This is a genomic window from Polynucleobacter sp. Adler-ghost, assembly GCF_018688495.1.
GTDB lineage: Bacteria > Pseudomonadota > Gammaproteobacteria > Burkholderiales > Burkholderiaceae > Polynucleobacter.
On record NZ_CP061320.1, the window covers coordinates 307,557 to 326,770 of the forward strand.

Consider the following 19,214-nt stretch of genomic DNA (forward strand, 5'->3'; position numbering starts at 1 on the left):
AGATGATCTTAAGACCTAAAAAATCCTTAAAAAGCGAATTAATTATTCGCCCCTTTGCGGGACTGCAGGAGGATCGTGACTTGAGCAAGCTCTGGTTAGATAAAAATGAAAATCTAGATCCTGAGATGCGGAAAGTATCCGCAAAAATCTTACTGGAATTTCAAGGGAGCGAGAGCTCAAATTATCCATCCTTGGGCGCTTTATATAAAAAAATGGCAACTTGGTTGAGGGTGTCACCATCTCAAATAATGCTTACCCAGGGAAGTGATGGGGCAATTAGATCGGTATTTGACGTATTTATTGAACCTGGTGATGTTGTTTTCCATACTAGACCTACCTTTGCAATGTACCCAATATACTGTCAAATATATGGGGCGAAAAACTATCCCATAGATTACATGCCTACACTAAATGGGCCTTCATTGACCATCAATAATTTGTTGAAAAGAATTGAAAGTGCCAAGCCCAAATTAGTATGCATTCCAAACCCTGATAGCCCTACCGGACATTATTTTTCCGAAAATGAGATCAAGACTATTTTAGAAAAGTGTATTACTACCAACTCGTTATTATTGGTAGATGAAGCATACTTTCCATTCTCTAAATGGTCAGCAGTTTCCCTCGTAAATCAATCACCCAATCTAATAGTGGTAAGAACCTTTGCAAAGGCGTGGGCCTCAGCTGGTTTGAGGGTTGGTTATTGTGTAACTAATGCAGAGATTTGTAGTTATCTTCATAAGAATCGTCCAATGTATGAAATTGGAGAAATTGCTGCGCACCATACTTTTAGATTATTAGATTTTGAAAAAGAAATGCTTGTATCCGTAGGGAGAATCAATGAGGGTGGAGATTTTTTTAGTGCGGAAATGGGTAAACTGGGCTTTCATGTTTTGCGTAGTCAAACAAACTTTATTCATATCAATTTCGAGTCTTTAAAAGAATTGATGTTTAAAAGGCTTGACCTCAAAGTCTTGTATAGAAAGTCTTTTGATCATGATTCATTAAAAGGGTTTACCAGATTCACGTTGGCGCCAGTACCGATCATGCGGAATGTTGTCGATACCATAAAGGATGCATATGCCCGCAAATAACTTGCTTAAGGTTGGCATTATAGGTTGCGGAAGAATTGCCGGACACCATTGCGATTCAATAGTTAAAACGGAAAATGCAGAGCTAATTGCGGTGTGTGATATTGAGATTGAAAAGGCAATTAGCTATTCCAAAAAATATGAAGTAAAACATTACTGTAGTTATCATGAAATGCTAAAGATGCATCCAGAAATAAATACGGTTGCAATAATTACCCCCTCTGGAATGCATCTGGAACATGCGGTGGATGTTATTAGGCGCTATAAAAAAAACATCATCATAGAGAAGCCCACTTTAATGAAGCCTTCACAATTTGAGGCGGTAAGAAAACTTGCTCTTGAGTCAAATATCAAAATATATCCAGTATTTCAAAATAGACACAATAAAGCAGTTCAAAGGACCAAACTCGCATTGCAGTCATCAGAGCTTGGGCGGATACATTGTGTGTCTGTGCGCGTTAGGTGGTGTAGAACAGATAAATATTATCAGCTATCTCCCTGGAGGGGTACTTTCTCAATGGATGGTGGGTGTTTGGCAAACCAGGGAATACATCACATCGACTTGTTGCAGTATTTAGGTGGAAAAGTAAGATGCGTTAGTAGTCTTCATAAGACTATAGGCTCAAATATTGAAGTAGAGGACGTTGCAGTTGCAGTTCTGGAGTTTGAAGAAGGCCACTTAGGCATCTTGGAGGTTACAACTGCGGCGCGACCACATGATTATGAAGCAAGCATATCACTTGTATGTGAAAAAGGTTTAGCCCAAATTGGAGGTATAGCAGTCAATGAGCTTCAAGTATTCACACCTGAACCTAGCGCATGTATAGAGTTTTCTGAAGATTTTTCAGGCAACATTTACGGTAACGGTCATTCAAAGGTTTATGAAGAGATTGTGAAAAGTTTAAATGAAAGTCAGCCATTTTCGGTTTCTATTGAGGAGGCAGAGAGCACAATACAGCTTTTAAACTCATTTTATATTTCAGATGAAACTAGGAGCTGGGTTGACGTATCAAATGCTGGTGATAGCACTAGGCTTGGATCTGAGAATGAGCTCCTTTCAAGTATGTATAAAATAAATGATTATGAAAAATCGGAAGTGAAATGAAAATAATTGGGGTAGTGCCAGCAAGAATGGCGGCATCTAGATTTCCAGGTAAGCCTTTGAAGTTAATTAAAGGACGGCCAATGATCGAACATGTTTTTAGGCGTGCAGAGTTGTATCAAGGATGGTCTAATCTTGTATTGGCAACCTGCGACAATGAGATTCAAGAATACGCTAGCCGTCAATCAATACCTTGTGTAATGACGGGTAGCCACCATGAGCGCGCCTTAGATAGGGTTGCAGAGGCAGTGCAAAAAATGAATTTGCAAGTAGATGATGAGGATATAGTGGTGTGCGTTCAAGGTGATGAGCCAATGATGCGACCAAATATGATTGATGCGGTGCTCGAACCTCTTTTAGTAAACACTAGTATTAAAGCAACAATATTGGCAATGCACATAACAGACGAAACTATATGGCTTAATCCAGATACAGTCAAAATTGTTAGTAATGAGTCTGGCGAGATACTTTATACATCGAGAGCACCAGTTCCCTATTGCAAGGGACAATTTGATGCGAAACATATGGCCAGAAGAATTTATGGTATCTTTGCCTTCAGGTGGGGTAATTTAAATAAATTTACTGCTCATAAGCAGACAAGATTGGAGCGTCTTGAGGCTTGTGACAGTAACAGGGTATTGGACATGGATTTCAGGCAATACATAGCACCATACCCAGAAATAAAGTCCTTTTCAGTCGACAGCCTTAATGACTTAAGTATGGTTGAAGCTTCAATGGAGAAGGATTTGCTTTGGGGGGCATACTGAATTTTTCAGGCCATCTATTAATATAAGCGTTATATTAAATGCCGCTAAAAGAATGTATTTGGATTTGTGATTCAAAGAATATTGGGTATGCAGCACCAAATTCATCAAAAATACTACTAGATTCTTACTCTACTGATAAGAAAATACTTTCGTTACCAGAGTATATTGATCAAAAATCGGATAGTCTGAGGTCAAGATTTCTTTCGGAAATTCATGCCCTAGGTGAGATGAACATTCGTGGAAAGAAAGTACAGGAGCATTTACAGGTTTCCGCTGGCGCCAGCTATTGGTGGATGAGCGCCTTAGCTGAAAAAAGCCCATTTAAATACGACTTCATTGAAGATGTAATCCGCGTATTAGCAATTATGGATTTATTGGTTGAGAGAAAACCAAATAAAGTTTGCATCTTAATAGAGGGTAAGCCAAATTTAGTCACCTCAATTAAACGTGCATGTAGCACCCTAGGAATTACCATTCAAATAATCGGTTCAACTGGGTTAACGCCAAAGTTTAATGCAATTGTTGGGATTAAAAAACTGCCGCTAGCAGTTCAAGCGATTGGTATTGGCTTATTAGAGATCTACAAAAAAAGGGGGTTGGGAGAGCGAGGATCGATTATTAGAGCGGCAAAAAACGGAGGGGAGATTTTATTTTTATCCTACTTCATCCATTTAGACTTTAAATCAATAGAAAAAGGATGTTTTAGATCTGCTCAGTGGAATATTCTTCCCGACATAATTGAATCATTGGGGCTTAATTATAATTTTTTTCATCATTTTTTATATAGCGCTGATGTGAGGAGTCCGGCAAGTGGAAATAAATACCTTGATTTTCTAAATGGTCCTCATGATAAAAATGGAAATCATTTTTTTATAGACTCTTTTTGGTGTTGGTCCGTACAATTCAATATATGGTGGGAATGGATAAGACTGCAATTCAAGACATTTCATCTTTTAAATATTGAAAATTTGTTACAAAAAAAGTCCCTTACTTTAATAATTTGGCCAATAATTAAGGACGCATGGGATGATTCTTTGCGCGGGCCGCTATCAATGAGAAACTGTAAATTTCAGGTTATTTTTAGTGAGATTTTAAAAAATATTCCAAGGCAGAAAATTGGGATATATATTTTTGAGGGACAGCCCTGGGAAAAAGCTTTTATCTACTTCTGGAGAAAGTATGGTCATGGTAAGTTAATAGGTGTATCAAACTCAACTATGCCATTTTGGCATTTATATTTGTATGAAGATAAGAGAGCATATAACTCCCTTGGTGAATTCAGTTATTCATTACCCTATCCTGATATTTTGGCCGTCAATGGACTCGATGGATTTAATGCTTCATTATCAGCCGGAATCCCGCTTGAAAAGTTAGCGGTAGTAGAGGCATTAAGATATTTAGACTTACCTATTAAAAAGCGTATGCCATTCAAAGAGAAAAAAAATTTTAATAAGAAAATTAAAATCTTGATCTTAGGTGGGATTATCAAAGAAGAGACGGTATTTATCTTAGATTTATTAAGTAATCTAGAGCCATGTATTAGATTAAATATTGATCTGCATATAAAACTGCATCCATATTGCGTATTTGATATGAGCAAATATGCACTAAATGATGTTAGCGAGCTGAATAATTCCTTATCCGAAATCATAAATGAGTATGATTTTGTATTGGCAGAAAATTCAACATCAGCTGCAGTTGATGCCATATTGTGTGGCGTACCTGTTTTTGTGGTTACAAAAGGAAACCATTTAAATTTAAGCCCGATTTTTAAGGGTGGCGCTGAAATATTTATTAGGGATGCGGATAGCTTAGTTAAAGTTATCCTTAATTTCATCAACAAGAAAGAATATAGGGAAGTTAATAATGTGAGCTATTGCCTAGATAAAAAAATAACTAAATGGGTAAAATTGATCAACGACAACGTTTAAAATAATCGAAATAAATTAAGGCAAATTAATTGAAAAATACTTTTGCAAACAAAGTTGTGCTTATTACTGGGCATACGGGGTTTAAGGGTAGTTGGTTGTCGCTATGGTTAAGTCATTTGGGTGCGGATGTTCACGGCATTTCACTCCCAGATCCAATATCATTTCCATCCCACTTTGGTATCACTCAAGGAAGCTATTCGATTACCAACCATTTCTATGATATCTCAAACCCCCTTGAGATATCTAAAGTTATTAAAGAGATTAAGCCTCAATTTATATTTCATTTAGCGGCTCAATCACTCGTTAATAAATCATATCAAAATCCTCTGGAAACATTCCAGACTAATGTTATTGGATCCATTAACATTCTTGAGGCAGTAAGATTTATTGATCATCCATGTAATGTCGTTATGGTTACAAGTGATAAATGTTATGAGAATGTTGAATGGGTTTGGGGCTACAGAGAAAATGATAGATTGGGAGGGGAGGATCCTTACAGTGCGTCAAAAGGTGCGGCAGAACTTGTAATACATTCTTATGTTGCTAGCTTACTTCCTAATTGCGGGCCAGTTCGTCTAGCTACTGTTAGGGCGGGAAATGTAATTGGTGGAGGTGATTGGGCGGAAAGTCGTATAGTCCCAGACTGCATGAGATCATGGGGATCTGGGGAAGTAGTAGAGTTGAGAAATCCGCTGTCTACAAGGCCTTGGCAGCATGTATTGGAACCGCTTGGCGGATATTTGTTGTTAGCGAAAAATTTAAATGATTGCCAATTACTTCATGGCGAGGCATTTAATTTTGGGCCTAATTCCGAACAAAATCGCTCAGTAGCTGAGTTAGTTGGCGCTCTGTCACTTAGGTGGCCTGGTACGGATTGGAAGGATGCATCCAAATTAACTAAGTCGTTTAAAGAGGCTGGCTTACTTAAGTTAAATTGTGACAAGGCGCTAAACCTTTTAGGTTGGAAATCACTATTAAAATTTACCGATACTGTTGAAATGACCGTGGAATGGTATAAAAATTATTATGAAAATAAAGGTGATATAGCTGAATATTCTTTGGGTCAAATTAACTCATATATGAAGAGAATAAAAAATGACGTGTGATGAGATTAGAAAATTCCCATTGAAAAGATTACGAGTGAATGGTGGAGATGTTTTGCATGGAATGAAAGCTAGTGATATTGGATATAAGGGCTTTGGGGAAGTATATTTTTCTTGGGTTGAGGCTAACGCAATCAAAGGCTGGAAACGTCACAAAAGGATGACGTTAAATTTAGTCGTGCCAACAGGTGATGTGAGGTTTATATTCTTTGACAATGCTGATAATTCTCATTTTAAGGAATTAATTATAGGGGATCAAGATTATTCAAGGTTATGCGTTCCCCCTGGCATTTGGTTTGGTTTTCAGGGTATATCAAATGGTAAGGGCAGTCTAATAATGAATTTGGCTGATATCATTCATGACCCAATAGAGGTGGAGAGAATTCCATTGGATGCCGTTTCGTTTGATTGGAGAAGAGAGTGAAGACAGTAATATTAGCTGGAGGATTTGGAACTAGACTTTCTGAATATACTGAATTGATACCAAAGCCAATGGTGGAAATAGGCGGTGTTCCTATTTTGATTCATATTATGAATCTTTATGCCCATTATGGGCATAAAGATTTCTATCTAGCATTGGGTTACAAAGCAAATTTAATTAAGCAGTATTTCCTAAATCTTGCGAATTCTAGCCTTGATTTTACGATTGAATTAAAGGATGGCAAGATCATTGGTCACAATTCTAAGGGTTTCGACTGGAAGGTTACGCTTGTTGATACGGGCGTGAACTCTATGACAGGGGGCAGATTAAAGAGATTGAAGGATTATTTGGGCAACGAACCATTTTTCCTGACATATGGGGATGGATTATCAAATATAAATATCAATGAATTGGCCAAGTTTCATAGTGAGAATAAAAGGTTAGTAACTGTTTCAGCTGTGAGACCGATTGCTAGATTTGGTGAGCTATCCATAGATCCAAATGGGACTGTCAGAAGCTTTAAAGAGAAGCCACAGATTGATCAAGGCTGGATAAATGGCGGCTATTTCGTTATTGACCCAAAATTTATAGACTTAATTCAAGGTGACGACACTGTTTTGGAGAAAGAGCCGCTCGAGCGGGCAGCAGAAATGGGGGAATTGGTTGCAAGAAGGCATCAAGGTTTTTGGCAATGCATGGATACAAAAAGAGATTTAGATGCGTTAAGGGATGAGTGGGACAGTGGAGGGGCCCGATGGAGGATTTAACAGGCCTGAATATACTTGTGATTGGTGGGACTGGTTATTTAGGGCGTCATATAGCAGCAAGAGCCAATGAATTGGGGGCCAAAGTTTATTGTGTTTCAAAAAATAAACAACCACCGAAAAAAAAAATGCCAGGGATTATTTATTGGAAAGTTGATATTACAAACAATGCTGAGATAGAAATATTAAGAAATGTGCAGTTTGAATTTGTTGTTAATGCATCAGGATATGTTGATCATACATATTACAAGGATGGTGGGAAAAGTGTAATTGACATGCACTTAATTGGACTATTTAACATTATTAGTTGTTTAGATAGATCTAGATTAAAAAGGTTCGTTCAAATAGGTAGTAGTGATGAGTATGGGAAAGTTGCCGCCCCTCAAAAAGAATCTGTAAGAGAGATGGCAAGCACTCCATATGCATACTCAAAAGTTGCATCAACACACTTTATTCAGATGTTGTATAGATCTGAGGGATTTCCTGGTGTGGTGGCAAGGCTATTTTTGATTTACGGGCCTGAACAGGAGTCTAATAGACTAATACCTCAAATCATGGGTGCTGCAAGAGGAGTAAAGCAAATACAGTTCACAAAAGGAGAGCAAATAAGAGATTTTAGTTATATCGATGATGTGGTGTCTGGTATTTTTAAAATTCTTTTGGGTGGCAACTCCCTGAATGGAGAAGTTATCAATATAGGAAGTGGAGTGGCGGTTAGCGTTCGGACTATTATTGAAATGATTTCTAAGATTGCCAAAATAAAAAAAATAAAATTAGGCGGAAAAGAATATAAAGAGAATGAAAACATGCAACTTTATCCAGATTTATCAAAATCCAAAAGATTATTAACTTGGCTGCCTGTAGTTCAGCTAGAAAAAGGCCTAAAAATTACATGGGGCTCTATAAATAATGACAAAACCTAGTAGGAATCAACTAGTTTCAATAATTATGAATTGTTATAACGGTGAAAAGTATTTATCAGAGGCTGTCGATAGCATTCTAAGTCAAACATATCAAAATTGGGAATTAATATTTTGGGATAATCATTCGGTAGATAACTCAAAAAAAATAATTAAAAGCTATTCTGATTGCAGAATTAAATACATAAGGAGTGAAAAACATACCACCCTGACAGAAGCTAGAAATGGTGCAATAAGACATTCATGTGGAGAATTTATTGCATTTTTGGATGTCGATGATAAGTGGAGCCCAGATAGGCTTACCCTCCAAATAAAAAATTTTAGGGATGAGGATGTAATGCTTGTTTATGGAAACTATTATATACAAGCTCAAGGATTACGCAGACCAAAATACTACTTCAGATTGCCGAAAGGGTATATATTTAATCAGCTAATATCCAACTACAGAGTTGGTTTATTAACACTATTGATAAGAAGAAAAGTATTTTTTGAGCTTGGAATAATTTTTAATGAAAATTATCAAATTATTGCCGATTACGACCTAGTGTTAAATATTTCAAAAAATTGTAAGATTGGATGTACCCAAAAAAAAATAGCTACATATCGAATACATGCTGACAATGATTCGAATAAAAGGATAGACTTATTAATTTCTGAGTATGAGCAATGGATAAATACTTTCAAATTGCCAAATACTAGCAGAGTATATGTTAATAATAAGTTAAATTATATAATGGCAAATAAATATTTGAAATATCAAGATAAAAAATCAGCCTATAATTCAATAAATAAAGTTGTCGGATTTAGTCCTAAGAAAATATATTATTATATGAAGGTGCTTGCACCAGAGTTTCTATTAAAATAGTTTCCATGAAGAAAAATATAATAGGAGATGGGTTGTGTGCAGCCGGGGCTCTACTTGGTTGTAATGTTAAAAAAGATGACTACCAAATATTTCTTAGTAATACAACTGGCGCTGACTTTGAAAAAGTATCCACCAATTGGAGATTGAGCCCGATAATCTCCAGCAAGGCTTTCGGAGGCCTGTCAAAGAGCTATCATGGAATAATGCCAGCCTCTGTAATTTTGGATATAAATAATAGCCCTATATGGAGAGCATTAGGGTATGAAAAACTTAGAAAGTTATATATAGCTGACTACATGTCGGAGTCAAAAATTTTCATCCCTTATTTCCCCATACGACCTGGTCAAATTATAAAAAAATTTTCCAATCCTAGCAAAATTAGCCGGAGAGAAAATCTCGATTTAAAGGCGTTAATCAACGATAAAAATAGCAAGACCTTCTTGGCGCTTTCGGTTATCGGCAATCTCCGAGTATTGCAAAGCCTAAATCTCATAAACAAAAAAGTTACTGTTGACGATCATGTAATTATTAGAATGGGCTCTATAGGTGGTGAAGAGCTTTTTGAATACTTAAATGGTGAGGAGCTTGTTAAGAGGTTTAGCAAGGGGATTGCTATAGAAAGTCTTGAAATTTCAACCGGTTGCACGATTTTTTTTAGACCTAATTTTGGTGAATATAATTTCGATATTGACTACACCGCATCAGTCAATGGACTTGGAAAATTGTTTATGAAATTTGATTCACCGGCAAAAATTCGGGAAGCATTCTTCAACAAAACAGGCTATCCAACTCGACATAATTCTTACAATATTTTTGCTCAGATCCACATGCCAGACATCTATTCAATGGAGGGGGGTATCGTAACGGAATCAGTAGACTCGCAGGCTAAATTTTACGAAATAAAATTAAAGGTATTAAATTTAATAACAAGAAAATTTAATACCTTTAAGGTATATAAAAATGATTCCCCGGAAAGTATTTTGCCTGGCATACACTTATCCTATGATAGGGAGGTTATCTCAGGTATACCCCGTAATTTAGAAATTCTTGATACTTCACTTTGCAATGATAATAGTAAGCATCCATCAATTATTGCAATGTGTAAATCATTTCATAAAACAATATTATTATGAAATTAATAGCTATAGATGGTAGGTTAATAGATTTCAAGATGCGAGGCATGGGTGTATTTATATTTAATGTTGTAATTAATTTAAGCTGTAGTATTAAAGACAATGAAAAATTAATTATCTTTACCAATAAAAAGTCTACATCAGTATTGCTTAATTCAAAAATAAATAATAAAAATGTACGTATAGTTTTTTTTAATATAAATGAGTTAATTTATGAGCAAATAATCTTGCCCATAGCAGTTGTATTACATTGTCCAGATTACTTTCTGCACTCTGGAAATACGTGCAGCCTTATTTTTCCTCCTATAAAAAGAGGGATGTTGATTCATGATGTTTCATATTTAAGCCCCGATATAAATTTAAAAGCAAATAATGTATATCGTGCATTAGGAAGGCTCTATCGAAAATTAACAGTAACGATTGCGAGCAAATTTGTAGATCATATTTTTACAGTTTCTCATTTTGCTAAAAATGACATTATTTCTAGGCTTAATTGTGGGTTGAAGGATAAAATAAAAGTCGTTTATAACGGTGTTGATTTGAGTAAATTTACGCCCGAGCTGAGTACCAAAAAAGAAAATCAGGTTTTATTTGTTAGTGGCTCTGACAGGCAAAAAAACTTAAAGAAATTTCTAAAAAGAGTAATAAATTTTGAAAAAAGGTTAAATGATCTCAAATTTATTGTTATTGGAGTATCAAGCGCAAGCGAATTAGGGCTGACAGAGGTTGAATCTATAAGTTATATGGGGCACTTAACGGGTGAAGAATTAATAAATATGTATAAAAGTTCAAAATACTTCGTTATACCTTCGCTTTATGAGTCATTTGGAATACCAGGTATTGAGGCTCTTGCTGCAGGATGTATTCTATATGCAAGTAAGGGGGGTGCTTTACCAGAAATATATCAAGATCATGCAAGCTTTTTTTCCGGATCTAGTGATGAGGAAATAGATAATGTTATTTTGGATATTTTAAACGGGCCAAGTGAGGTTGATATTAAAAAGAATTTAATGTATGTTGCTAAATATAACTGGAGCGCTGTTGCAGATGCAGTCTTGCAAGAAATGCGAAAATCAATCATTGACAATTAGAGCCTTGATTTTTGGAATTGGTACTTCGTTAATATTCCTTAATCCAAAATTATCATCAAATGAAATTTTTCCTTATTATGCATTAGCACTTCCATTATTTAATTATAGTAAGAGGATTATTCTAATTATTTTTGTAATATTATTATTTGGGATAATAAATCAAATTATATTCAATGACTCAAGATCTGTAATTAATGCTATTCAAATTGCTGTGCTCTTGGCAACCCTATATGCAGTTCAGACTATGTGCATAATTGAATTAAGGTTGATTTCAAAGATTTTTAACATTTTTATATTGATGCACTTATCAATATGTATATTTCAATATATATATCCCGAATCTATGAATTTAAGTTATTGGTTTTTTAGTTCCAGGGAATCTCAGGTTGAACAGTTATTGCTCAGAAGTGCTGTTGTGGGTCTGGGCCCAGAGCCAGCTTACGTTGCATCCCTTTTGTGTGGGATGTTGTTATTTTCTATTCTCCTTAACGGATTTAATTTCCTAATAATTAGCATGGTAGTTATTCAGCTATTTCTCCTAAAGAGTGTAGTTGGATATATACTTTTCTTTATTATTTTTAACTTCTTTATTTTAAAATTTAAAAAATATAAATACTTAATAATAATGGTGATAATAACGTTGATATCGTTATTCTCAGGTTTAATGGAAAGATTATCAATTTATATTTCCAATGTTTATACTATGGGTAGTATATTTTCAGCGGAGGTTTCTACTGGCTCAACCCGGCTAGCTAATTTACGAGAATCTTTGGAGCTAATTATTTCCTTTCCTGGGATAGGCTTTTCTCCATTTGGTGCAATTTCTTATGCCATGCATGGATCAATATTTGCCTCCATAATTATTCTAGCAATGTTTAAAATTAAAATAAATGCTCTAGAGTTCATGGTGGGATTGGCAGTTTTTATATTCTTTGGCCCCATACTAATTTGGCCGATGTATTATCTTCTGACCCCATATTTTTTAAATAGTATTTCAAAAAAATAGTGAAATATATATTAGCCGTCTCCCCTAGAGTTCCTTCTAAATACGGCAAGGGCGACCAAATAATAGCATACCAAAGGCTATCTAATTTGTCTAAGTTATATAAAATTAAATTGATTATCCTTCAAGGTAATAAATTGGAAAGTAATTCTGATTTAGCGGAGTTAAGAAACTTGGGCATTGATATTTATTTAATGAGGATTACGATTCCAGAAATTATTATAAATTTATTAATTTCTGCATTTGATCCCACAAGACCTTTTCAATGCTCCTTTTTTACTTCAAGAAATAGTAAAAAATTAATTGAAAATCTTTTAGTAAAATATAATATTTCAATTGTCTACTTGGTAACTGCTAGGGTTTTATTTAATTTTAAATCGTTTAAATATTTAATTTTCTTAGATTTAATAGACTCATTTGCCTTAAATTTTCATCGGAGATTTCTCAACACAAGAAATTTAATATTAAAATTACTTTTTTATATTGAGTATTGTAGATTAATTAAATTAGAAGATTTTGCAGTTACTATAAGTTATCGTTGCTTTTTAGTTTCTAGTATCGATAAAAATTATATAAACCCTCAATTGGAGAATGTAATAGTTATTCCAATTGGTGTATACAACTTCAACCATGAAAGAAAAATTTATTCTCCAGGCGGAAATTTTATATTAACATTTTCAGGTAATATGAATTACCAGCCTAATATATTAGCTGTTTTGTGGTTTTATTCGAATTGCTGGAAAATATTAGAGTGTAAACATTACAATTTAAGACTTAAGATAATAGGTAGCAATCCGCCGCACTCAATAAGTATTCTGTCCAAAAACCCTAAAATTGAAGTTACAGGTCGCGTTCCTTCGGTATATGATGAATTAAATGCTTCTCATCTTTCTATTGCACCAATGCTTACTGGTTCAGGCATGCAATTTAAGATTCTTGAGGCAATGATGTGTGGGTTACCTGTTGTTACTACCCCCCTTGGCCTTGGAGATATTAGAGGTATACTAAATCATAATATTTTAATTGCGAACACTCCTTCAGAATTTATTGATATTATTTCTTCTGCAATTATGGAATATGAGACATTTTCTAAAATAGGAGAGAATGGATCCATTTTTGTTAAGGAACATCATTCTTGGTCAGTTATCAACAGCTTATTTATGGCTGAATTTATTGATGTTTGAATTTTTTTATTTATTCCATCGGGGTCTAGGGTGAAAATTGGTATTTTAGGGGGGAGCGGTTTCATCGGAACAAGGCTCTTTGAAAAGCTTTTACAATGTGGTTATAAACCCACCATTTTTGATAAAGTGGTTTCTAAATCATATCCATTAAATACAATTCAAGTAGACATTAGAGATTACGATGAGCTTCAAAAAGCGATTAATGATTTTGACTGCATTATTAATCTTGCGGCTGAGCATGCGGATAATGTATCTCCTAGCTCCTTATACGAAGAAGTTAATGTACTAGGTGCCACCAATCTTTGTCGTGCTCTTCACGTAAATTCAATTAAAAAGCTTATCTTCACTAGTTCTGTAGCAGTGTATGGCCTTAATAGTGAAATTTTAAATGAAAGTGCTCGTTTAAGTCCTTTTAACGAATATGGTATATCTAAATTGCGTGCAGAGGAGGTTTATAAAAATTGGCAAGAATTAGATGAGGCCAATAATTCATTAACTATTATTAGGCCAACTGTTGTATTTGGTGAGGGTAATCGAGGAAATTTATATAACTTGATGAATCATATATATCATAATAAATTTATAATGATTGGAAAGGGCGATAATAAAAAATCCATTGCTTACGTAGGTAATCTTGTCGATTTTATATTACATTCATTGGCATGTAAATCCGGAACTCATATTTATAACTATTCCGATGAGCCGATTATGAAAGTTTCCGATTTAGTTAAATTAATACACGAAGCCTTTGGAATAAAAATGAGGTTCAGATTTTATATACCCGAATTAATAGCATTAGTACTTGGTAAACTACTAGATAATATCAGCGAGATATCAGGTATCAACTTTCCAATTAGTGAAGTTAGGGTGAAGAAGTTTTGCTCAGACACAATCATTATGGGGCCCGATAAGTGTTTAAATTTTAGGCCTCAATTCACATTAGATCAGGCAATACTGAAGACTATTCAGGCCGAATTTGTGCCCAAGAGGATTAATCCGAATGGTTAGTTTTGATTGCTAAGAATGTAAGATATATCAAAATAAAAATGAACGAGATCCCCAATGCCGTTCCTATTGCATTGATTACTTTATATTTATTAGGATTGATGGTGTCAATATTATCAATCATTACCAATGGCTTATATGAATTAAACATGTGAGCATCGGATTTTATGCTGATTAACTTTAAATGTATTTCTTGAATGTTTGTGGATGAAAAGAATTTCAGTAAATTAGCATTAAACAATAAATCGTCATCAGTATTATTTTTATTTAATTTCTCTAAACTTGCCCTCTTAGAGTGATACAAAAGCTCCTCGTTCTTGCAAAGTTGGTCTATCAGAGTTGTAATGTTCTGAATGTTCGATTCTGGCTTGCTTGATGTTAATGTAATTTCATATATTGAATCGCTTTTCTTTATTCCAATTTTATTTAGCGGATCAACTAATCCAATTTTTAAATCTGCGAAATCAGGATTGCGATAGAATTGTTTGGTGTTAATTCTTCTAATTAATTCTAAATTTATGGGGCTTAAAATTTCTCCCAAGTCGCTATCGGCAAGTAATTTGGCGGTTGTTTTGAATTCACTTTTGGGTCCAATTGCGAGACTAATAGCTAGTCCAATTAAAAAGCCTAAAACCCCTACCTTCCAAATCGTATTTTTATTTGAAAGGTAAACCTTAGTAAATGTTAATATATTAATATCATTAGTGTGCATTTTATTTGAAAATATATAGCCAGGCTGGAGTTTTAAATTTTATTACTCTACTGTATATGTTAACGTAAATTATTGAAAATAATATAATACATATTATTAATAATTCTGTTGATTCATATAGAAATATTGATGCCATTACACACAAACCTGTTGAAACCCAAAAGAAATGCGATGTTCTTGCATTGGTATTTATGGTGATTTTTTTGTTGGATTTTAATTTATGTTTCTGAAGTCGTCTAAATATCAAGGTGTGGAAATGCATTCCATCAGCGTGACCAGGGTTTTTTCCTTGTATAACGACTCTGCGATATATTGTGTAAAGGGTCTCCATTATTGGATATCCATTGATTAAAACCCCTAGCCATGGTGATATCACATTATTTCTATAAACTAAAGCAAGCGTAATAAATCCAATCCAAAGGCCAATAAAATAGGCTCCGCCATCACCCATGAAAATTAGTCCTCGAGGGTAATTCCAAATAAAAAATCCCAGGATTGAGCCGCACAAAATTAAACAAAGTGAGATGATGACGTAGTCGTTGACTTTAAAGCCTATGAACCCCAAACCGACTAGAGTGATAATTCCCACCATACTCGATAATCCATTAAACCCATCAATAAGATTGTAACTATTTGACAGCCCAGCTATGGCAACGGCCGTAAAAGGTATTGCCACGATTGAGTAGCTTAGCAGATTATCTATTCCTGGAATATTGATGTATGAAATTTGAATACCAATGAGTTGCACCCCAATTACAGCTGTAATTATAGTTACCGCCAGCCTTAGCTTTACTCCAATTTTTTTTGTGACATCTTCAGCTAGCCCAATAGCAAAGCATGGTAAGGTAGACAATCCAATAAGAACACCTACGTCTGAATAAATAGGATGTTTCATATTAAGCAATAATCCTACTAGCACTGCCAAGAAAATACTAATACCACCAATTCTCGGCGTGTTAGAATCGTGATGAAATTTTTGCGGCCCTGAAAGATCGTAATCGCTCGAAATGTGTTTATGTAGGTCTATGCAATAAATTATTGCATAGCTCAATATCAATGAGGTTAAAAAAGGTGCCAGAAATATAGTCATATCAATTAAACACAATATTGGGAAGTCACCAGCTTAATTATACTTAATTAATCCTATCTTTTCGAAAATAAAAAAACTTAACTGAAAAATCAATGCGCTCTAATATTCACCATGGCTGCTCTTATTAATTCTTGTCCTTGTGAGTAGATCTAGGGTGCTATGGTTAGGAATAAGTATTCGAAGAAAATTATTACGTGAACCGCGCCTTTTAATAAGTTTGTTTTGCCTATTGCTAATGTGAGCCCGCCAATGAAGAATGATAGATACATCAAGGTCATATTGAGCCAACTTATTCCTAGGCTGATTGGTAAATAAAAAGATATTGCACATGCAGCCACGGTGGGGATAGTTAGTCCAATACTGGCAAGAGCAGACCCCAAGGCGAGGTTCAAGCTGCTATGCAATTGATTCGCTCTGGCAGCTCTAACAGCTGCATAGCCTTCGGAAAGCAGTACGAGCATTGCAATCGCTATACCCACTAATGATCTGGGTGCGCTAGCGGCTTTAACTCCAGCCTCGATGGCGGGGTTAAGCGCTTCAGTCAAACTCACCACCATTGCAAGCGGTAGTAGAAGTAAAGCAACACTCAGGACAGTCTTGGGGTTGCTGGGTTTATCCGCGTAAGCTTCGCAATTGGTTTTCTGATCCTAAGCTTTTGGAAGGTAGTAGTCACGGTGACTGACTGTTTGGAGAAAGATAAAAGCGCCATATAATGAAAAAGAAGTGATGCCTGCAAAGGCAAGCTGACTCTTGGTGAAGTCTGGCCCTAGATTGCTGACAGTCACCATGGGCATCACAAGAATGAAAGTTGCTAAAGCGGTACGAGCTGCTAGTGCAGAGTTGGCCCCCTCATTGCGAAAAGAAATTTCATGATGCTTGAGCCACCCATAAAAATACACATGCCAATGACGCCACTTACCACAATCATGACGGTAGCAAAGACAGCATCGTGAGCAATAAATTCAGCGCCCTCATGGCCTGCAAACATCATTGCAATAATTAGTGATACCTCAATAATGGTGACGCTGATAGCTAGCACCAATGTGCCATATGGCTCACCAGTCTTGTGGGCAATGACCTCTGTATGATGCGCTGCAGATAAAACTGCGCCAATTAAAGCAGCAGCCATTAAGGCGATGAACCAAGCCTGGTTAAGTAAAGAGGATAAAGAGTGTATAAATTACTGGGCTTTTTTGTGTGAAAAGGGAAATTGCTCATTAATGTGGAGGGGTAAACAAGTAGTCTTACTTATGAGTCTATTTTAAAGTGGTTTAATTGGAATTATTAAAAGTTCATTGCCACTATTTTTATAAAGATTAATATGAAAAACCTCATCTTTTTTGGCCATGGTGCTCGTGATAGTCGTTGGCGTGAGCCATTTGACCGCTTAGTCTCATTGTGGAGAGTTCAGTATCCGCACGCGCGAGTGGAATTGGCTTTTTTGGAATTGATGCAGCCCAGCCTTGAAGAGGCTATTACAACTTTAGTGGTTGCTGGGGAGGTAGAGGTGGTTGTGGTGCCCGTCTTTTTTGGCCAAGGCGGCCATTTGCTCGATGACTTCCCATTGCTGCTATCAGATTGTCGGCAAAAGTTTCCTCAGGTGAGCTTAAGCGCTACGCCTGCTGTCGGTGAGGATGAAGCTGTTTTGCAAGCCATAATTGATTTCAGCGCTAGAGCTCTTTAAGTTCTCTACTTGATTGATGTTATCACTCGCTTGTTGTTTTGCTCTCAAGCCTTCGCCAACCATAATCAATGCTGGTGATTTACTATTAAACCAACTATTAGCTCTACCAATCGCTAGTTCACCAAGAGTGCTAGACCAGTGACGCTCATTCTTCGTACTCACTGCCTCCAAGATATGCACAGGTGTACTGCTATTTTTCTGTGAGTCGTTTTCTATCAATTGCTTGGCAATGTTTACAGCATCTTTGCGACCCATATAATACACCAAGGTATCGGCTTGTGGGTTCTGAATTAGTTGCTGCTGACTACCGTTATCAACGAGATTTTCAGTTCCTTGTGCCAAAGTAACAAAGGCCACACTTCTACTCACACCTCTTAAGGTGAGTGATTGCTGAATAGCAGCTGCTCCAGCTAGAGCTGCAGTAATGCCTGGCACTACTTCCACTGCAATTCCGGCTTGCTTTAAGGCCTGGATTTCTTCATCTGCTCTGCCGAACATCATGGGATCGCCACCTTTGAGGCGAACAATCACTGGATATTTTTGTACGGCATCAACCAACCTTTTGTTGATGAAATGCTGCGCGGATGATAACTTGCCGCAACGCTTACCCACAGGCACTATAATCGCTTGGGGGCAGAGCTCGAGCATTACTGAATCTACCAAGGCATCATGAAAAACAATATCGGCTCTCTCCAAAAGCTTAGCGCCACGCACGGTAATGAGATCAGCTGCGCCAGGGCCTGCGCCAACTAAATAGACTTTACCGAGAGCCGTTGATGTCATGATATTTTATCTATCTACTAATTGGGCTACAGTAGTAGCGCGCTGATCACGCCAGCTATTTTGAGTGGTGACACTAATGAGATCAAACTGTTTGAGCCCAATATCGAGCTTTTGATCGGGACGAAGCTCAAAGGCATCAAAGCCGACTCGTGCACCTTTTAAGAGTTGATCAATTAAGACATCACCGATGGCCCTCACTTCACCTGTCCAAGCAAATCGCTCTCTCAGTAGGGCTGCAGTACTAAAACTTCTACCATCTCTAAAGATGGGGAAGTGAGCAGCTATAACCGGCCAGCGGTTTTTGCCTTCTTCAATGATGTCAGCATGCTTGAGAATGTCATCATCGGCAGCAAACCAAACGCCAACCTCACCCTTATTTGCTCTGTCTATGATATCGGAGTTTTTGTGATGTGTAATCCACCAATGAAACGGCACTAATACCTTATGCAATTCATGATCTAAATTCGGAATACCACCTGCATCACGCTCACCATCCCAGACCTGCCATTTATTGATGATGAGAGTGGGCTTACCGTCTTTCGGGAAGTAAATAATCTGCTTATTCATG

21 protein-coding genes are annotated in these 19,214 nt (G+C 36.2%); 15 read left to right on the forward strand and 6 right to left on the reverse strand.

The features are described 5' to 3' along the window. Positions 1-2 precede the first annotated feature (2 nt). From ICV89_RS01665 to ICV89_RS01730, 14 genes are all read left to right on the forward strand, one after another. Positions 3-1,091, forward strand: a complete 1,089-nt coding sequence (locus ICV89_RS01665; protein ID WP_215309115.1) for a histidinol-phosphate transaminase — start codon at positions 3-5, stop codon at positions 1,089-1,091. Continuing rightward, positions 1,078-2,193 (forward strand): Gfo/Idh/MocA family protein, encoded by a 1,116-nt coding sequence (locus ICV89_RS01670; RefSeq protein ID WP_215309117.1) that lies wholly within the window; start codon positions 1,078-1,080, stop codon positions 2,191-2,193. Before ICV89_RS01665 ends, ICV89_RS01670 begins: the two co-directional genes overlap by 14 nt. Then, on the forward strand, positions 2,190-2,957 hold the full coding sequence (locus ICV89_RS01675; RefSeq protein ID WP_215309119.1) for a 3-deoxy-manno-octulosonate cytidylyltransferase: 768 nt from the start codon (positions 2,190-2,192) through the stop codon (positions 2,955-2,957). Before ICV89_RS01670 ends, ICV89_RS01675 begins: the two co-directional genes overlap by 4 nt. A gap of 38 nt (positions 2,958-2,995) precedes the next feature. After that, positions 2,996-4,888, forward strand: coding sequence for a TIGR04326 family surface carbohydrate biosynthesis protein (locus tag ICV89_RS01680; protein WP_215309121.1), 1,893 nt, complete (start codon positions 2,996-2,998; stop codon positions 4,886-4,888). Positions 4,889-4,917: 29 nt separating this feature from the next. Next, positions 4,918-5,994: a CDP-glucose 4,6-dehydratase gene (rfbG, locus tag ICV89_RS01685; protein WP_215309123.1), complete on the forward strand. Its 1,077-nt coding sequence runs from the start codon at positions 4,918-4,920 to the stop codon at positions 5,992-5,994. After that, entirely contained in the window at positions 5,984-6,415 is a 432-nt protein-coding gene (locus tag ICV89_RS01690; protein ID WP_215309125.1) for a WxcM-like domain-containing protein, read from the forward strand. The genes rfbG and ICV89_RS01690 overlap by 11 nt, the downstream gene beginning before the upstream one ends. Further along, the gene (rfbF, locus tag ICV89_RS01695) at positions 6,412-7,179 is read left to right on the forward strand and encodes a glucose-1-phosphate cytidylyltransferase (RefSeq protein ID WP_215309127.1); all 768 of its coding nucleotides are present in this window, start codon (positions 6,412-6,414) and stop codon (positions 7,177-7,179) included. Before ICV89_RS01690 ends, rfbF begins: the two co-directional genes overlap by 4 nt. Next, entirely contained in the window at positions 7,167-8,099 is a 933-nt protein-coding gene (locus tag ICV89_RS01700) for an NAD(P)-dependent oxidoreductase (protein ID WP_215309129.1), read from the forward strand. Before rfbF ends, ICV89_RS01700 begins: the two co-directional genes overlap by 13 nt. Further along, positions 8,086-8,961 carry a glycosyltransferase gene (locus ICV89_RS01705; RefSeq protein WP_215309131.1) on the forward strand — a complete coding sequence of 292 codons (876 nt, stop codon included), beginning with the start codon at positions 8,086-8,088 and terminating at the stop codon, positions 8,959-8,961. The genes ICV89_RS01700 and ICV89_RS01705 overlap by 14 nt, the downstream gene beginning before the upstream one ends. 5 nt (positions 8,962-8,966) lie before the next feature. Then, positions 8,967-10,094 (forward strand): hypothetical protein, encoded by a 1,128-nt coding sequence (locus ICV89_RS01710; RefSeq protein ID WP_215309133.1) that lies wholly within the window; start codon positions 8,967-8,969, stop codon positions 10,092-10,094. Further along, positions 10,091-11,185 carry a glycosyltransferase family 1 protein gene (locus ICV89_RS01715; protein ID WP_215309135.1) on the forward strand — a complete coding sequence of 365 codons (1,095 nt, stop codon included), beginning with the start codon at positions 10,091-10,093 and terminating at the stop codon, positions 11,183-11,185. Before ICV89_RS01710 ends, ICV89_RS01715 begins: the two co-directional genes overlap by 4 nt. Beyond that, positions 11,175-12,191 (forward strand): hypothetical protein, encoded by a 1,017-nt coding sequence (locus ICV89_RS01720; RefSeq protein ID WP_215309137.1) that lies wholly within the window; start codon positions 11,175-11,177, stop codon positions 12,189-12,191. Before ICV89_RS01715 ends, ICV89_RS01720 begins: the two co-directional genes overlap by 11 nt. Positions 12,192-12,277: 86 nt before the next feature. Then, the gene (locus ICV89_RS01725) at positions 12,278-13,372 is read left to right on the forward strand and encodes a glycosyltransferase (protein WP_215309139.1); all 1,095 of its coding nucleotides are present in this window, start codon (positions 12,278-12,280) and stop codon (positions 13,370-13,372) included. Between the two features lie 30 nt (positions 13,373-13,402). Beyond that, a complete protein-coding gene (locus ICV89_RS01730; RefSeq protein WP_215309141.1) occupies positions 13,403-14,380 on the forward strand; it encodes an NAD(P)-dependent oxidoreductase in 978 nt (325 codons plus the stop codon). On the opposite strand, the gene ICV89_RS01735 is transcribed toward ICV89_RS01730, so the two are convergent. The 4 genes from ICV89_RS01735 to ICV89_RS01750 form a co-directional block, all read right to left on the reverse strand. Then, positions 14,364-15,089, reverse strand: coding sequence for a hypothetical protein (locus tag ICV89_RS01735; protein ID WP_215309143.1), 726 nt, complete (start codon positions 15,087-15,089; stop codon positions 14,364-14,366). The two genes, ICV89_RS01730 and ICV89_RS01735, sit on opposite strands and share 17 nt — an antisense overlap. Before the next feature lies 1 nt (position 15,090). Further along, the gene (locus ICV89_RS01740; RefSeq protein ID WP_215309146.1) at positions 15,091-15,984 is read right to left on the reverse strand and encodes a glycosyltransferase; all 894 of its coding nucleotides are present in this window, start codon (positions 15,982-15,984) and stop codon (positions 15,091-15,093) included. Between the two features lie 344 nt (positions 15,985-16,328). Next, positions 16,329-16,724, reverse strand: coding sequence for a hypothetical protein (locus tag ICV89_RS01745; protein WP_251370878.1), 396 nt, complete (start codon positions 16,722-16,724; stop codon positions 16,329-16,331). Between the two features lie 284 nt (positions 16,725-17,008). After that, a complete protein-coding gene (locus tag ICV89_RS01750) occupies positions 17,009-17,308 on the reverse strand; it encodes a hypothetical protein (RefSeq protein WP_215309150.1) in 300 nt (99 codons plus the stop codon). A 192-nt stretch (positions 17,309-17,500) separates the two neighbouring features. Between ICV89_RS01750 and ICV89_RS01755 the strand changes: the two genes are divergently transcribed. Next, positions 17,501-17,863, forward strand: coding sequence for a sirohydrochlorin chelatase (locus ICV89_RS01755; RefSeq protein WP_215309152.1), 363 nt, complete (start codon positions 17,501-17,503; stop codon positions 17,861-17,863). On the opposite strand, the gene cobA is transcribed toward ICV89_RS01755, so the two are convergent. Both cobA and ICV89_RS01765 read right to left on the reverse strand, forming a co-directional pair. Continuing rightward, complete coding sequence (cobA, locus tag ICV89_RS01760) at positions 17,786-18,646, reverse strand: uroporphyrinogen-III C-methyltransferase (RefSeq protein WP_215309154.1); 861 nt, start codon at positions 18,644-18,646, stop codon at positions 17,786-17,788. The genes ICV89_RS01755 and cobA overlap by 78 nt on opposite strands. Positions 18,647-18,652: 6 nt before the next feature. Continuing rightward, complete coding sequence (locus ICV89_RS01765; RefSeq protein WP_215309156.1) at positions 18,653-19,213, reverse strand: DUF934 domain-containing protein; 561 nt, start codon at positions 19,211-19,213, stop codon at positions 18,653-18,655. Between the last annotated feature and the right edge of the window lies 1 nt (position 19,214).

Excerpts from the sequence above, each read along its gene's own strand:
- ICV89_RS01665 (WP_215309115.1), top strand. The coding sequence starts at position 3 with ATGATCTTAAGACCTAAAAAATCCTTAAAAAGCGAATTAATTATTCGC.
- ICV89_RS01715 (WP_215309135.1), top strand. The coding sequence starts at position 10,091 with ATGAAATTAATAGCTATAGATGGTAGGTTAATAGATTTCAAGATGCGA.
- ICV89_RS01680 (WP_215309121.1), top strand. The coding sequence starts at position 2,996 with ATGCCGCTAAAAGAATGTATTTGGATTTGTGATTCAAAGAATATTGGG.
- ICV89_RS01710 (WP_215309133.1), top strand. The coding sequence starts at position 8,967 with ATGAAGAAAAATATAATAGGAGATGGGTTGTGTGCAGCCGGGGCTCTA.
- ICV89_RS01765 (WP_215309156.1), bottom strand. The coding sequence starts at position 19,213 with ATGAATAAGCAGATTATTTACTTCCCGAAAGACGGTAAGCCCACTCTC.
- ICV89_RS01755 (WP_215309152.1), top strand. The coding sequence starts at position 17,501 with ATGAAAAACCTCATCTTTTTTGGCCATGGTGCTCGTGATAGTCGTTGG.
- ICV89_RS01750 (WP_215309150.1), bottom strand. The coding sequence starts at position 17,308 with ATGGCTGCTGCTTTAATTGGCGCAGTTTTATCTGCAGCGCATCATACA.
- ICV89_RS01690 (WP_215309125.1), top strand. The coding sequence starts at position 5,984 with ATGACGTGTGATGAGATTAGAAAATTCCCATTGAAAAGATTACGAGTG.
- ICV89_RS01700 (WP_215309129.1), top strand. The coding sequence starts at position 7,167 with ATGGAGGATTTAACAGGCCTGAATATACTTGTGATTGGTGGGACTGGT.
- ICV89_RS01740 (WP_215309146.1), bottom strand. The coding sequence starts at position 15,984 with ATGAAACATCCTATTTATTCAGACGTAGGTGTTCTTATTGGATTGTCT.
- cobA (WP_215309154.1), bottom strand. The coding sequence starts at position 18,646 with ATGACATCAACGGCTCTCGGTAAAGTCTATTTAGTTGGCGCAGGCCCT.
- ICV89_RS01675 (WP_215309119.1), top strand. The coding sequence starts at position 2,190 with ATGAAAATAATTGGGGTAGTGCCAGCAAGAATGGCGGCATCTAGATTT.
- ICV89_RS01705 (WP_215309131.1), top strand. The coding sequence starts at position 8,086 with ATGACAAAACCTAGTAGGAATCAACTAGTTTCAATAATTATGAATTGT.
- ICV89_RS01735 (WP_215309143.1), bottom strand. The coding sequence starts at position 15,089 with ATGCACACTAATGATATTAATATATTAACATTTACTAAGGTTTACCTT.
- ICV89_RS01670 (WP_215309117.1), top strand. The coding sequence starts at position 1,078 with ATGCCCGCAAATAACTTGCTTAAGGTTGGCATTATAGGTTGCGGAAGA.